This is a genomic window from Streptomyces sp. WM6386 (assembly GCF_000972385.1).
Classification (GTDB): domain Bacteria; phylum Actinomycetota; class Actinomycetes; order Streptomycetales; family Streptomycetaceae; genus Streptomyces.
This window is the reverse complement of record NZ_JXTE01000035.1, coordinates 1-13,425: the sequence shown is the minus strand read 5'-3', so window position 1 is coordinate 13,425 and position 13,425 is coordinate 1. Positions and strand designations below refer to the sequence as shown.

The 13,425-nt window shown below is 69.8% G+C and carries 15 protein-coding genes; 6 read left to right on the top strand and 9 right to left on the bottom strand.

From position 1 onward, the window contains the following. Positions 1-120: 120 nt before the first annotated feature. The 3 genes from TN53_RS21805 to TN53_RS21795 all read right to left on the bottom strand — a co-directional run bounded on the left by TN53_RS21805 (position 121) and on the right by TN53_RS21795 (position 3,546). Positions 121-798, bottom strand: coding sequence for a SigE family RNA polymerase sigma factor (locus TN53_RS21805; RefSeq protein WP_095046635.1), 678 nt, complete (start codon positions 796-798; stop codon positions 121-123). A 406-nt stretch (positions 799-1,204) separates the two neighbouring features. After that, complete coding sequence (locus TN53_RS21800) at positions 1,205-2,269, bottom strand: aspartate-semialdehyde dehydrogenase (protein ID WP_046260268.1); 1,065 nt, start codon at positions 2,267-2,269, stop codon at positions 1,205-1,207. Next, entirely contained in the window at positions 2,269-3,546 is a 1,278-nt protein-coding gene (locus TN53_RS21795) for an aspartate kinase (RefSeq protein ID WP_046260267.1), read from the bottom strand. The genes TN53_RS21800 and TN53_RS21795 overlap by 1 nt, the downstream gene beginning before the upstream one ends. 284 nt (positions 3,547-3,830) lie before the next feature. Between TN53_RS21795 and TN53_RS21790 the strand changes: the two genes are divergently transcribed. The 4 genes from TN53_RS21790 to TN53_RS21775 are packed head-to-tail and all read left to right on the top strand — an operon-like array spanning position 3,831 to position 7,865. After that, complete coding sequence (locus TN53_RS21790) at positions 3,831-4,553, top strand: tRNA-dependent cyclodipeptide synthase (protein ID WP_234441666.1); 723 nt, start codon at positions 3,831-3,833, stop codon at positions 4,551-4,553. After that, positions 4,540-5,730: a cytochrome P450 gene (locus TN53_RS21785; protein WP_046260266.1), complete on the top strand. Its 1,191-nt coding sequence runs from the start codon at positions 4,540-4,542 to the stop codon at positions 5,728-5,730. Before TN53_RS21790 ends, TN53_RS21785 begins: the two co-directional genes overlap by 14 nt. A 60-nt stretch (positions 5,731-5,790) precedes the next feature. After that, positions 5,791-6,480: a response regulator transcription factor gene (locus TN53_RS21780; protein ID WP_046260265.1), complete on the top strand. Its 690-nt coding sequence runs from the start codon at positions 5,791-5,793 to the stop codon at positions 6,478-6,480. Further along, entirely contained in the window at positions 6,477-7,865 is a 1,389-nt protein-coding gene (locus TN53_RS21775; RefSeq protein ID WP_046260264.1) for a sensor histidine kinase, read from the top strand. Before TN53_RS21780 ends, TN53_RS21775 begins: the two co-directional genes overlap by 4 nt. Here the strand turns inward: TN53_RS21775 and TN53_RS21770 are convergent. The 3 genes from TN53_RS21770 to TN53_RS21760 form a co-directional block, all read right to left on the bottom strand. Next, entirely contained in the window at positions 7,831-8,337 is a 507-nt protein-coding gene (locus TN53_RS21770; RefSeq protein ID WP_046260263.1) for an SgcJ/EcaC family oxidoreductase, read from the bottom strand. The two genes, TN53_RS21775 and TN53_RS21770, sit on opposite strands and share 35 nt — an antisense overlap. 159 nt (positions 8,338-8,496) lie before the next feature. Then, positions 8,497-8,679 carry a hypothetical protein gene (locus tag TN53_RS21765; RefSeq protein WP_046260262.1) on the bottom strand — a complete coding sequence of 61 codons (183 nt, stop codon included), beginning with the start codon at positions 8,677-8,679 and terminating at the stop codon, positions 8,497-8,499. Between the two features lie 237 nt (positions 8,680-8,916). Further along, the gene (locus tag TN53_RS21760; RefSeq protein ID WP_052745275.1) at positions 8,917-10,062 is read right to left on the bottom strand and encodes an NB-ARC domain-containing protein; all 1,146 of its coding nucleotides are present in this window, start codon (positions 10,060-10,062) and stop codon (positions 8,917-8,919) included. A gap of 249 nt (positions 10,063-10,311) precedes the next feature. Between TN53_RS21760 and TN53_RS21755 the strand changes: the two genes are divergently transcribed. Continuing rightward, on the top strand, positions 10,312-11,031 hold the full coding sequence (locus TN53_RS21755; protein WP_046260261.1) for a sulfite exporter TauE/SafE family protein: 720 nt from the start codon (positions 10,312-10,314) through the stop codon (positions 11,029-11,031). A gap of 85 nt (positions 11,032-11,116) precedes the next feature. Here the strand turns inward: TN53_RS21755 and TN53_RS21750 are convergent, their stop codons facing one another. The 3 genes from TN53_RS21750 to TN53_RS21740 are packed head-to-tail and all read right to left on the bottom strand — an operon-like array spanning position 11,117 to position 12,765. After that, positions 11,117-11,776, bottom strand: coding sequence for a DUF5063 domain-containing protein (locus TN53_RS21750; RefSeq protein WP_046260260.1), 660 nt, complete (start codon positions 11,774-11,776; stop codon positions 11,117-11,119). Next, a complete protein-coding gene (gene recR / locus TN53_RS21745) occupies positions 11,769-12,368 on the bottom strand; it encodes a recombination mediator RecR (protein ID WP_046260259.1) in 600 nt (199 codons plus the stop codon). Before recR ends, TN53_RS21750 begins: the two co-directional genes overlap by 8 nt. 58 nt (positions 12,369-12,426) lie before the next feature. Continuing rightward, entirely contained in the window at positions 12,427-12,765 is a 339-nt protein-coding gene (locus TN53_RS21740; protein WP_046260322.1) for a YbaB/EbfC family nucleoid-associated protein, read from the bottom strand. A 244-nt stretch (positions 12,766-13,009) separates the two neighbouring features. Here TN53_RS21740 and TN53_RS21735 point away from each other — a divergent pair. Beyond that, positions 13,010-13,425 (top strand): SLATT domain-containing protein (locus tag TN53_RS21735; protein WP_046260258.1); only part of this gene is annotated, 416 nt, incomplete at its 3' end.

The following is a 13,425-nucleotide window of genomic DNA, read 5'->3' as shown; positions in this document are numbered from 1 at the left end:
GGTTCCCAGCAGTTGATTGCTTCGGCTTGTGCGGCGCGTCCGCACTACCCGGCTCGCGCCACTCATAAGGCTCGTGCGGGACATGCGCGTGGCGCCGCCCGTCGTGCTCTCCTGGGCCGCTCATGCCGGTGCCTCCATGGCCACCCGGAGGGCGGCGATGCCACGGGAGCCGTACGCCTTCACCGAGCCCAGGGATATCCCGAGCGTCTCGGCGACCTGTGCCTCGGTCATGTCCGCGAAGTACCGCAGGACGAGGACCTCGCGCTGGCGGCGCTGGAGTCCCTTCATCGCCTTGATGAGCGAGTCGCGCTCCAGCAGGTCGTACGCACCCTCCTCGGCGCTCGCCATGTCCGGCATCGGCTTGGACAGCAGCTTGAGTCCGAGGATGCGGCGGCGCAGGGCCGAGCGGGAGAGATTGACGACGGTCTGGCGCAGATACGCGAGCGTCTTCTCCGGGTCGCGGACGCGCTTGCGCGCGGAGTGGACGCGGATGAAGGCCTCCTGGACGACGTCCTCGCAGGAGGCGGTGTCGTCGAGGAGAAGGGCTGCGAGACCGAGCAACGAGCGGTAGTGCGCCCGGTAGGTCTCGGTGAGGTGGTCGACGGTGGTGCCTGCGGCAGCCACGTCCTCGGCACCGTCACGCTGACTGGGTATGCGGGTAGGCCGCGCTGCGGGCATCGGCGCGATCACCGGCATGCCACCGGGCGTGCCGGCCCTGCGGGGTCGTACGGCCGTGGGGCGCGGTGGCCGGAGGGCCGTACCGCGCGAGACCGCTGTGAAATCGAGAACCTCTGCCACGCCAGTTGGACACGCCTACCCCCGTAAGGGTTGTACGTGCCGGGCGTCACTTTTGCGTCGGACGGCCGCATGCCGCACGAGACCGCCTTCCGTCTTGTGTCAGGCAGCACTACTGACCGTGCGTCAAGCGCCCTCATGCCTACCCGCTCTTCCCCTGTGTCCTGAATGATTCGGGGCGTCCCCACGCCCCTTGAAGCATCCCCGCACCCCCTGAAGGGCGTTCGCAAAGACGCTCCCCGCCCTTCGCGCGGTTGCGGAGAGCGGGGAGGCAAATTTTCGGACGCCGAGGCGGCTCGGATCAAGTGGTCCGGACCATCGTCCGCACCACAAGTCGCTCACAGATCCTACAAAGCGACTGTCCGCAGGCCAGTGCTTTTCCGGCTCACGGAAGGAATTCCGGGAAACGTCACATGAACTCGGTCGCCACCAGCTCGGCGATCTGCGCGGTGTTGAGGGCCGCGCCCTTGCGCAGGTTGTCGCCGCAAACAAACAGTTCGAGGGCGGTCGGGTCGTCCAGCGCCCGGCGTACCCGGCCCACCCACGTGGGGTCGGTGCCGACCACGTCGGCGGGGGTCGGGAACTCCCCGGCGGCCGGGTCGTCGAACAGGACGACGCCCGGCGCAGTGGCGAGAATCTCACGCGCCTTGGCGACGGTGACCTCGCCCTCGAAGCGGGCGTGGACGGTCAGCGAGTGCGTGGTGACGACCGGAACCCGTACGCAGGTGACCGCGACGGGCAGTGCGGGGAGGCCGAGAATCTTGCGGGACTCGTCCCGCACCTTCATCTCCTCCGACGACCAGCCGTCCTCGCGCAGCGACCCGGCCCACGGGACGACATTGAGCGCGACCGGCTCCGGGAACGGCCCGGTGTTGTCGCCCACGGCCCGCCGTACGTCTCCGGGACGGGTCCCCAGTTCCGTGCCGGCGACCAGCGAGAGCTGCTGGCGCAGGGTCTCGACGCCGGCCCGGCCCGCGCCGCTCACCGCCTGGTACGAGGACACCACCAGCTCACGCAGCCCGAACTCGGCGTGCAGCGCGCCGAGGGCCACGATCATCGACAGGGTCGTGCAGTTGGGGTTGGCGACGATCCCGCGCGGCCTGACCCGCGCCGCGTGCGGATTGACCTCGGGGACGACGAGGGGCACCTCCGGGTCCATCCGGAAGGCGCCCGAGTTGTCCACGACGACGGCACCGCGCGCGGTGGCGATCGGCGCCCACTGCGCGGAGACCTCGTCGGGTACGTCGAACATGGCGACGTCGACCCCGTCGAAGGCCTCCTCCGTCAGGGCCACCACCTCGACCTGCTGGCCGCGCACGGCCAGCTTGCGGCCGGCCGAGCGCGGCGAGGCGATCAGACGGATCTCGCCCCAGATGTCCGCGTGCTGGGACAGGATCTGGAGCATGACCGTACCGACGGCTCCGGTCGCTCCCACGACCGCGAGCGTCGGTCGCACGGACCCTGTCCCGGCCATCAGCGTCCCGTGCCCCCGTAGACGACGGCCTCGTCGCTGTCGGAGTCGAGCCCGAAGGCGGTGTGCACGGCGCGGACGGCCTCGTTGACGTCGTCGGCGCGCGTGATGACCGAGATGCGGATCTCGGAGGTCGAGATCAGCTCGATGTTCACGCCCGCGTCGGAGAGCGCCTCGAAGAAGGAGGCGGTGACGCCCGGGTTGGTCTTCATTCCCGCGCCGACCAGGGAGATCTTGCCGATCTGGTCGTCGTAGCGCAGGGAGTCGAAGCCGATGCCGGCCTTGTTCTTCTCCAGCGCGTCGATGGCCTTGCGGCCCTCGGTCTTCGGCAGCGTGAAGGAGATGTCCGTCAGACCGGTGGAGGCGGCGGACACGTTCTGCACGATCATGTCGATGTTGATCTCGGCGTCGGAGATCGTGCGGAAGATCGTGGCGGCCTCGCCCGGCTTGTCCGGCACGCCCACGACCGTGACCTTGGCCTCGGAGGTGTCGTGCGCGACACCGGAGATGATCGCCTGCTCCACCGGCTTGTCCCCTGTCCTGATCGGTTCGCTGCTGACCCACGTGCCCTGGAGTCCGCTGAAGCTGGACCGGACGTGGATCGGGATGTTGTAGCGACGGGCGTACTCCACACAGCGGTGGAGCAGCACCTTGGAGCCGGACGACGCCAGCTCCAGCATGTCCTCGAAGGAGATCCAGTCGATCTTCTTCGCCTTCTTCACCACGCGCGGGTCGGCGGTGAACACGCCGTCCACGTCGGTGTAGATCTCGCACACCTCGGCGTCGAGGGCGGCGGCCAGTGCCACGGCCGTGGTGTCGCTGCCGCCGCGGCCCAGCGTGGTGATGTCCTTCTTGTCCTGGCTGACGCCCTGGAAGCCCGCGACGATGGCGATGTTGCCCCGGTCCAGGGACTCCCGGATACGGCCGGGCGTGACGTCGATGATCCGCGCTTTGTTGTGGACCGAGTCGGTGATGACGCCTGCCTGGCTGCCGGTGAAGCTCTGGGCCTCGTGGCCCAGGTTTTTGATCGCCATGGCCAGCAGGGCCATGGAGATACGCTCTCCGGCGGTCAGCAGCATGTCGAACTCACGGCCGGCCGGCATCGGGGATACCTGCTCGGCGAGATCGATCAGCTCGTCCGTCGTGTCGCCCATCGCGGAAACCACGACAACCACCTGGTTGCCGTTCTTCTTCGCTTCCACGATTCGCTTGGCGACGCGCTTGATGCCCTCGGCATCGGCTACGGAGGAGCCTCCGTACTTCTGCACGACAAGGCCCACGTGCGCTCCTCGCTCAGTCAGTCACTATCCGCACATACGTATATGTACTGCGGTCGGCTCAGTCTAACGAGCGTCCGAAATCGACCTTCGTGAAACCACATGGTGAGACCCGGACGCCCAGCACGACCCTGCCCATCCCCACGGTGAACACTCGGCAAAGTGGGCCAGGTCACCCGTTGACGCTCTCCGTAGCCGCCCGATAACTTCACGTCGTCGTCGCCACACCAGGAGCACTCGGCTCCCCCGGGACTAGCGACGCGAAGGACTCTCCTTCCTTGACGACTGTGACCGTCTCAGAGATCCAGCACGTCACCCCCACCGACCTCTTCGAGGTACGGCCCTTCACCCCCCACTGCGAGGTCATCCGCAGCGCCGGCGACCACGCCGTCATCGGCGTCTCCCCCGGCAACAGCTACTTCTCCGCCCGCCGGGTCCTGGACCTGGCCCGCTGGGGGCTCGCCCACTTCGAGCGGGTGGACTTCGTCCACACCGATCTGCATGTGGCCGAGATGTACGAGGCCTCCGGCTATCCGGCCGACGACGCGCGCCGCAAGGCGGTGAAGAACCTGCGCGGCGTTCGGGCCAAGGTGCTGGGCGCCGTCCGGGCCGTCGACCCCGGCGGCACCCGTCTACGGGCCCACGCCATGTCGGACTTCCGCGTCAATGCGGCGTACCGCGACCTGCACGAGCACCTCACCGCCCGCCTCGGCACCGACGAGGAGTTCCGCACGACCTGCGAACAGCTCGTCGGCACCTTCCTCGCCGGCAAGGCGGAGAGCGTCACCGAGGCCCAGCGCGAGGTCTGCATGGCGTACGTCTGCGCCGAGGCCCCGCTCTTCCTGGACACCCCGGCCATCCTGGGCGTGCCGTCCTCCCTGAACTGCTACCACCAGCTCCTGCCGATGGCCGAGCTGCTGTACGCGCCCGGCGCGGGTCTGCGCGCCTCGCGCAACCAGGGCCACGCGATCGTCACGCCGGCGCAGGAGGTGCACGTTGACGTCCGCTGAGACCCTCATCGACTTCCCGTTCACCTGGCGCGGCGACCGGCTCCCCTCGGAGGTCGAGGAGTTGCGCGAGTCCTCCCCCGTCCGCCGGGTCCGCACCATCGCCGGCGACGAGGCCTGGCTGGTGTCGTCGTACGACCTGTGCAAGCAGGTCCTCGAAGACCCGCGGTTCAGCCTGAAGGACACCTCGGCGCCGGGTGTGCCCCGCCAGTACGCGCTGACGATCCCGCCCGAGGTCGTCAACAACATGGGGAACATCACGGGCGCCGGGCTGCGGAAGGCCGTACTGAAGGCCCTCAATCCGAAGTCCCCCGGGCTGGTGGACTGGATGCGGTCCTACGCCGCTCAGCTCGTCGACGGTCTCGGCCGCGAGGGCGCCCCGGCCGACCTGCGGGCCGGCTTCGCCGATCCGTACTCGGCCGGCATGCACTGCCGGATCCTCGGCATCCCGCGGGAGGACGCGCCGAGGCTGATGCGGAGCCTGGACATCGCGTTCATGAACTCCGCCTGTCCGGTCACGGGCGCCCGGCTCAACTGGGACCGCGACATCGCGTACATGACCGAACGGCTGGACGACCCGGCGACGACGGGCCTGATGGCCGAGCTGGCGGCCCTGCGCACGGACCCCGACTACGCGCACCTCAGCGACGAGATGCTCGCGACGGTCGGCGTCACGATGTTCGGGGCGGGCGTCATCTCCACCGCCGGGTTCCTGACCATGGCCCTGCTGGCGCTGATCCAGCACCCCGGGCTCCAGGCCGAACTGGTCGCGGACCCCGGGCGGATTCCGGCGGCCGTGGAGGAGCTGCTGCGGATCAATCTGTCCATCGGGGACGGGCTGCCGAGGCTGGCGCTGGAGGATGTGGTCCTCGGGGACGTGCAGGTGGTGGCGGGCGAACTGGTGCTGGTGCTGGTCGAGGGCGCGAACTTCGACCCGGCCGCCTTCCCCGACCCGCACACCGTCGACCTCGACCGCGCCGACAGCGCCGCGCACCTCTCCTTCGGCGGCGGCCGGCACTACTGCCCCGCCACGGCGCTGGGCCGCAGCCACGCCGAGATCGCCCTGTCGGTGCTGCTGGAACGCATGCCCCGGCTGGCTCTCGCCGTGCCGGTCGAGCAACTGGTGTGGCGGACGGGGTTCATGAAGCGGATCCCGGAGCGGCTGCCGGTCATGTGGTAGCCGCGTGTTGAGGGGCTCGGCGGGCGGTCGTCTTAAATTTCAAGCATTAGGGTTCGCCGTGTGCGCGTACTGCTGGTGGAAGACGATGAACCGGTCGCCGAGTCACTCCGGCGCGGACTGCTGCGCTACGGCTTCGAGGTGACCTGGGTCGCCACGGGCGGGGCGGCGCTGAAGCACGAGGAGCCCTACGACGTCGTACTCCTCGATCTCGGGCTGCCCGACACCGACGGTCTCGACGTGTGCAGGGCGCTGCGCGAGCGCGGGGACGTGCCGATCATCGTGATCAGCGCGCGGAGCGACGAGACGGACCGGGTGGTCGGCCTCGAACTCGGCGCGGACGACTACGTCTCCAAGCCGTTCGGGGTCCGGGAGGTCATCGCGCGGATAAGGGCGGTGATGCGGCGGGCCCAGCCGCGTACGTCGTCCGCCGAGCCCGCCGGTCCCGACCGCTACGGCGACCGTCTCACGATCGACCGCAAGGCGGTCCGGGTCCACCTGGACGGCGCGGAGGTCGCGCTGGCGCCCAAGGAGTACGACCTGCTGGCCTTCCTCACCGAGGAGCCGGGGGCGCTGATGTCGCGCGAGCAGATCATGGAGGCGGTCTGGGACGCGAACTGGTTCGGGCCGACGAAGACCCTGGACGTCCATGTGGCGGCGCTGCGGCGGAAGCTGGCGGGCGCGATCACGATCGAGGCGGTGCGGGGGGTCGGCTTCCGGCTGATCGTCGACGGCGGTAGTGACGCTTCATGAACCGCCAGCTCATCCGGAGTTACATCCTGCTCGTCGCGGTGGCCATCGCCCTGTTCACCGTGCCGGTGGCGTTCACGCTCACCGACCAACTGCGGGGCGACACCGAGGCGTCGGTGTTCCGCGAGGCCCAGACCATGGCTCAGCTGCTGGGCTCCGGCGACGGCGCCTCGTGCAACGCGCTGAACCAGATGGCCGAGGCGTACCACGACGACGTCGAGCTGTACACGAAGGGCGGCGACCGCACCTGTGCGCCCGATCTCCCCGACGCCGCGCGGGACAAGGCGCTGACCACCGCGCTGGAGGACGGGGAGGCCACCACCGACTGGGGCTCGAAGTTCATCTGGGGCAAGCACCTGGTGATCACCGTCCCCGCGTACCAGCCGACGGCCGACGGCGAGAGCGGCAAGGGGCCGGTCGTCGGGGTCGTGCGGATCGTGTACGCGACCTCGGGCATGACCACCAGGCTGTGGAACATCTGGGGCTTCCGGGCCGCGCTGGCCGTGCTCGTGCTCGCGGCCGCCGCGGCGATCGGCGCGTTCGCCGCCCGCCGGATCACCGCTCCCCTGCGTGAACTGAACGCCATGGCCAGCAAGTTCAGCGACGGCGACCTCACCGCGCGCTCCCCCGTGACGGGCCCGCCGGAGACCCAGACGCTGGCGCGCACCCTCAACCAGGGTGCGGAACGTCTCGACACGCTGGTCGCCTCGCAGCGGATCTTCGTGGCGGACGCCTCCCATCAACTGCGCACCCCTCTCACGGCGTTGCGGTTGTCCCTTGACAACATCGCGGACGGCGTCGACGACGAGTTCGTACGGGAGGACGTGGAGCAGGCGACCGCCGAGGTGGTCCGGATGAGCCGTCTGGTCAACGGGCTGCTGGTGCTGGCGCGGGCGGAGGCGAAGGTCACGGCCGCGGAGCCGCTGCTGCTGGCGGACATCATCGAGGAACGTCTGGACGTGTGGAGGCCGGCCGCCGACGAGCGCGGAGTCACCATCGCGCTTGGGGGGAGTACCGCCGACGGCCGGCTGCTTGTGCTGGCCAGCCCCGGTCATCTGGACCAGGTGCTGGACAACGTGCTTTCCAATGCCCTGGAGGTGTCACCGGACGGGGGCACGATCACCGTCCGGGTCGAACCGCGGGGCGAGGAGACCCTGTTGTCGGTCCTCGACCAGGGACCGGGCATGTCCGACGCGGAGAAGTCCCGCGCCTTCGACCGCTTCTGGCGCGGTCAGGGCCTGACCGGGCGCTCCGGGTCCGGGCTCGGCCTCGCCGTCGTCAAGCAGCTGGTGACCGACGACGGCGGGACGGTGACGCTCGGGGACGCGCCCGGGGGTGGGCTGGTGGTACGGGTCAGCCTTCGGGCATCGCCGAAGAGTGGTGGTTGACGATCTTCCACTCGCCGTTCCGCTTCTCGTACTCGTAGGTGTAGCGGGCCTCGACGACACGCTTGGCGCCGGTGTCCGGGTCGGTCAGCGTGAACTTGTACACGCCGGCGTCCAGGGCGGAGTTGTTGTCGAGGATGTTGATGTGCGTCTCGATCTTCTTGCCGACCGGCTTGTTCAGCAGGAAGTGCTCGAAGTAGTCGACGATGCCGGCGCGGTCGCTGCGGACCTTGTTGGAGACGGTGGGCAGCAGGACGGCGTCCTTGGCGTACCGGTCGGCGACGGTCTCGGCGTCGCCGGTCCGCAGGGCCTTGTTCCAGCCGTCGAACTGGGCGGCGATCTCCGCCTTGGTGGGCTTCTTGCCGCTCTGCTTGTCCGGTCCGGCGACGCCGACGCCTGCGGCGAAGGTGCCGACGGCGACGAGGGCACCGGCGGTGACGACGGCTACACGCTTGGTTATCGGGCGACGGGTCATGTCATCTCCAGTGCGGGCGAGGTGGTTGCTTCCTCCGCTCTGTCTGCGGTTCCTGTGGAGGAAGTGACTCCAGACTCGCGTGACACCGGTTAGGGGCCGTGCAGGCGTCGTACAGGGGACGTCCAGGGGTGATCCAACTCGCGGAGTGTGACGTCCCGATCACCGAGAGGTGGCCCGGTCCCGCACCAGGCTGACACCCGCACCTGCGGCCACGACACCCATTCCCACAGCGGTCATCACGCCCTGCGTGCCGTCCACGACGAAGGGGGCGACCGCGGCTACGGCGGCGTTGAAGAGGAAGAGGAACCAGAGGACGGGCTTGGAGGAGAGGAGGCTCTTCATGGGGTTCGGATCCTTCGGTACGGGGGTGGTGACCTGGTGAGATCAACGATCCCGTGGCGCGAGGGTCCGGACGATGGGGTGGCCTCCCCAGGGCGAGGTGTAGGGGGCTACACCTCGGGCGGGGTGAGGAGGGGTGCCAAATCCCGGCGCATGGAGAGCGTCGCCTCGTGCAAGGGCCCTAGCGCATGCTCCGCGGCGGCCACGGACCGCACATGCAGTTCCACCGCGCGGCTGTCGTCATCCGAGTGCTGAGTCCGCCCATTTGGTACAGCCAGGCCTCATCCTCGGCATCGGATTCCGGGTCCGTGCGGTGGGCCATCGCCTCCATGTGTGTGAGCCACAGCAGGTCCGCAGTGAGGCCGCTGAGTACGGTGCTGCTTCTGACCAGCACGTCGGCCGCCTCATGCCCCGCGCCGGCCTCCGCCCGCGCCACCGCCTGCACCAGCCGATGCACCGAGATCGTGCCGTCTCATGCAGCTTGACCAGACTGTGCGCGGCCAGCCGCCGAAGCGCCTCCGTCACCTCGACCGCAGTGCCCATCGACTCCAGATACGCCCGCGGAATCCCCTCCGGCGCCCACCACGCGATGATCCCCAGAATCCGCCCGGCCAACGGCGTGTCCGCCAGCCGGTCCAGCGACATCCGCCACACCCTGGCGACCGTACGGGTCTGGTCCGTCCCCTCCGCGGACTGGGCGAAGACCTCCTCCGGATACGCGGCCAGCAACTCCCGGTACCGGCCGGCCGAGATGCCCGCCTCCGCGCAGTAGGCCGCCGCCTGTTCCACGGCCAGCGGCAGGTACCCCAACTCCCCGCACAGCGCCTCGACATCCTCACCCGGCCCGTCGATCCGCTCGAACAGCTCTGCCGCTTCCGCCGGCTCCAGTACATCCAGCGACAACGGTGAAGCCACCTTGTGCCACCCCGTCGCCCGCCGTGTGGTGATGAGGAACCGTCCACCGGTGGCCCGCCCCAGCAGCGCCTTCACGTCCGCCGGGTCGGACACGTTGTCCAGGATCAGCAGCCAACCCTCCCGCCTCGCCGGCCACTGAACGGCCCGCTCCCGCAACGCTTCCCGCGACAGCACGTCCCGCAGCGCCGGCTGCAACGCCACCGCCAGCTCCGCGAGCCCGGCGTCGAGGTCGGCGGGCGTCTCCGCGGTGATCCACCAGACCGGGTTGTACGACCCGACGTGCCCCGCCGCCCAGCGCGCGGCCAGCGTCGACTTGCCGATGCCGCCGAGACCGTGCACCGCCTGGACGACGACGCCCCCGGCCGCGGTGAACGCCTCGTCCAGCAGCCCGAGTTCACGCTCGCGCCCCACGAACAGCGCCGTCCTGTCGGGCAGGTTGACCAGTGGCTCGGGCGCCGACTCCGGCAGCACGAACGCCTACGGCGGCAACGCCCAGGACGTCTCGGCGTACATCGCGACCGAACCGTCCCCGCTGAGCGCCTGCCGAATGGACCGCGCCGCAGCGATGCCCCGCTGCCCGGACGCCTCCGCGTTCACAGGGCACCATCCGCCAGAACCGCCCCCACCCGCATGACCACCCTCGACCGCCCCGTCATACGGTCATCATTGCGCCCGGACCGACGCGGACGCAGCGGGTTGCCGAGGAGAGGGTGCCGAACCATGACAGCCGACGTACTTCTCGCGGGGATCGTGCTGCTCGGCTCCTCCGTCCAGTGGCTCACCGGCATGGGCTTCGCCCTGGTCGCCGTACCCGCGCTCGTGCTGCTGCTCGGACCGGCGGAGGGGGTCGTCCTCGCGAACTGCGCGGCCGGGGCGATCAGTGTGGTGGGGCTGGCGGGTGGCTGGCGTCAGGTACGTCCGGGCTCGATGGTGCCGCTGTGCGTGGCGGCGGCGTGCACGGTACCGGCGGGGGCCTGGATGACCCGTCAACTGCCGGAGCCTGTCCTGCTGTTGGTGATGGGCGGGCTCGTCACCGTCGCCGTGCTGCTGGTGATGCGGGGTGCGCAGGTGCCGGCGCTGCGCGGCACGCCGGGTGCGGTCGCGGCGGGAGCGGCGGGCGGGTTCATGAACGCGGCGGCGGGGGTGGGCGGCCCGCCGGTGTCCCTGTACGCCCTCAACGCGGGCTGGACGATACGGGAGTTCGTACCGAACGCGATGTTCTACGGCGTCGTCGTCAACGCCTTCTCCGTGGCGGCGAACGGACTGCCGGAACTGAGCGGGACGCGATGGGGCTGGGTGGCCGCGGCGATGCTCACCGGCGCCCTGATCGGCAGGGGCCTAGCCGCCCGCATCCCGGAGCACCGGGCCCGCCGCCTGGTGCTGCTACTGGCCCTGACAGGCGGCATCACGGCGATAACCAAGGGCCTGTGGAGCGTATAGGCCGGGGATTGGCGGATTCGTCCCACGGAGGCGCCGGCCACCTGGGGTCGCCCCCAGACGTGGGACGGAACTGCCAATTGCCGGGTCACTTCACCGGGCGCATGCCCAGGGGCTCGGCGATCTCCTCCACCATCACCTTGCCGGCCTCGAACTCCAGGGTTTCGTCGCCCACGGCCTGGTCCGTGTCGAGGCCGTCCAGTTCCTCCAGGGGCTGGTTCAGCCTGACGTGCGCGACCACCGACTGGAGGGCGCGCAGCGTCGCGGACGCCGTCGAGCCCCAGTTGGAGAAGTAGGAGAACTGCCACCACCACAGGGCCTCCGTGGTGCGGCCCGCGCGGTAGTGCGCCATGCCGTGGCGGAGGTCGGTGATGACGTCGGTCAGGTCGTCGGAGATACGGGCCGGGACCGGGGCCTTGCGGGGCTCGTAGGGGTCGAAGACCTCCGAGTAGACGTCGATCGGGTCCAGCAGCCTCGCCAGGTTCTCGCGGAGGTCGTCCACGTCGGCGTCCGGGCCCGTGTCGGGCTCGTAGCGCTCGTCGGGGACGATGTCCTCGTGGGCGCCCAGGCGGCCGCCGGCCAGGAGGATCTGGGAGACCTCCAGGAGGAGGAAGGGCACGGCGGAGTCCGGCTCGTCGCCCCTTGCCACCTCGGTGACGGCCACCAGGAAGCTCTCCACCTGGTCCGCGATCTGGACCGCGAAGTCGTCCGGGTTGTGGGCAGTCGCGTGCAGTGTGGCGTCAGACATCTAGGAGTCGTCTCCCCTCGAAGGCGCGGCCGAGGGTCACCTCGTCCGCGTATTCCAGGTCGCCACCCACCGGGAGGCCGCTGGCCAGGCGGGTGACCTTGAGGCCCATGGGCTTGATCATGCGGGCGAGGTACGTGGCCGTGGCCTCGCCCTCCAGGTTCGGGTCCGTGGCCAGGATCAGCTCCGTGACCGTCCCGTCGGCCAACCTCGCGAGAAGTTCTCGTATACGCAGGTCGTCCGGGCCCACACCCTCGATGGGGCTGATCGCTCCGCCGAGCACGTGGTAGCGGCCTCTGAATTCGCGGGTGCGTTCGATGGCCACCACGTCCTTCGGCTCCTCCACCACGCAGATGACCGAGAGGTCGCGGCGGGTGTCGCGGCAGATGTTGCACAGCTCTTCCTGTGCCACGTTTCCGCAGATCGCGCAGAAGCGGACCTTCGCCTTGACCTCCATCAGGCACTGCGCGAGCCGTCGTACGTCCGTCGGTTCCGCCTGCAGGATGTGAAAGGCGATCCGCTGGGCGCTCTTGGGACCGACGCCGGGCAGCCGGCCCAGTTCGTCGATGAGGTCCTGCACCACGCCTTCGTACAACGGACTGCCACCCTTCCTGGGTTCCTTGGGTACGTACGGTAGTTGGCGGACGCCCTTCTTAGAAAGGCAGGCCCGGAATGCCGCCGCCCAGGCCCTGGGCCAGCGGGCCCAGCTTCTGCTGCTGGAGTGCCTGGGCGTTCTCGTTGGCCGCCTGTACGGCCGCGACGATCAGGTCGGCGAGGGTCTCGGTGTCCTCCGGGTCCACCGCCTTCGGGTCGATCTTCAGGGCGCGGAGTTCACCGGAGCCGGTGACCGTCGCCTTGACCAGGCCGCCGCCCGCCTGTCCGTCGACCTCGGTCCGCGCCAGTTCCTCCTGCGCGTTCGCCAGGTCCTGCTGCATCTTCTGGGCCTGCTGGAGCAGCTGCTGCATGTTGGGCTGGCCACCACCGGGGATCACGATCAGCTCCCGCTCATAGGTCTGTGTCTTGTCCTCTGATGAGCCTACGTGCTCCACGCAGCCATCGCTCCGGCACTCTTTCGAGTGAGATGTTGTCGAGTCCTATACCTGATCAAGGCCCACTTCCGGGCGGAAAAGGAGTGAAAGCCGTCCCTTCGCCACCCATTGGGCGGTAGGAAAGACCCGGCGCGTCAGCACCATGCGTCACACAGCGTGATCGGCCGTGATCAGTAGGGAGTGCCGGGTGGGTCAGCCGGAGATGCAGCCCGAGGGTCCGCCTCAGGACGGGCGGGGTGGGGAGGCGCTCGGGCCGCGGCCGGGCGACCTGACGGGACGGACGTTTCCGCTCGGGGACTGGGGCGAGCCCGCGCTCCGTCTCGACGAGCTGTACCGGTGGGTGGAGCGCGGGGCGCTCGACACCGCCGCGTGGTACCTCGCGGACCGGGTGTGGAAGCGGCGGGGTGCGCGGGCCCTGCGGTGCGGGGCCGCGGTCGGGGCGGTGGCCGGTGCCGCGCTGCCTCTGCTGGACCTCACGGGGGTCGTCGGCGGGGGCGCGGGCTGGGGGTATCTGGCGCTGCTGGTCGCTGTCGCGTGCGTGGCCGTGGACCGGTTCTTCGGGGTGACGTCCGGGTGGATAAGGGATGTGGCCACCGCGCAGGC

Excerpts from the sequence above, each read along its gene's own strand:
- TN53_RS21800 (WP_046260268.1), bottom strand. The coding sequence starts at position 2,269 with ATGGCCGGGACAGGGTCCGTGCGACCGACGCTCGCGGTCGTGGGAGCG.
- TN53_RS21775 (WP_046260264.1), top strand. The coding sequence starts at position 6,477 with ATGAACCGCCAGCTCATCCGGAGTTACATCCTGCTCGTCGCGGTGGCC.
- TN53_RS21770 (WP_046260263.1), bottom strand. The coding sequence starts at position 8,337 with ATGACCCGTCGCCCGATAACCAAGCGTGTAGCCGTCGTCACCGCCGGT.
- TN53_RS21765 (WP_046260262.1), bottom strand. The coding sequence starts at position 8,679 with ATGAAGAGCCTCCTCTCCTCCAAGCCCGTCCTCTGGTTCCTCTTCCTC.
- TN53_RS21755 (WP_046260261.1), top strand. The coding sequence starts at position 10,312 with ATGACAGCCGACGTACTTCTCGCGGGGATCGTGCTGCTCGGCTCCTCC.
- TN53_RS21750 (WP_046260260.1), bottom strand. The coding sequence starts at position 11,776 with ATGTCTGACGCCACACTGCACGCGACTGCCCACAACCCGGACGACTTC.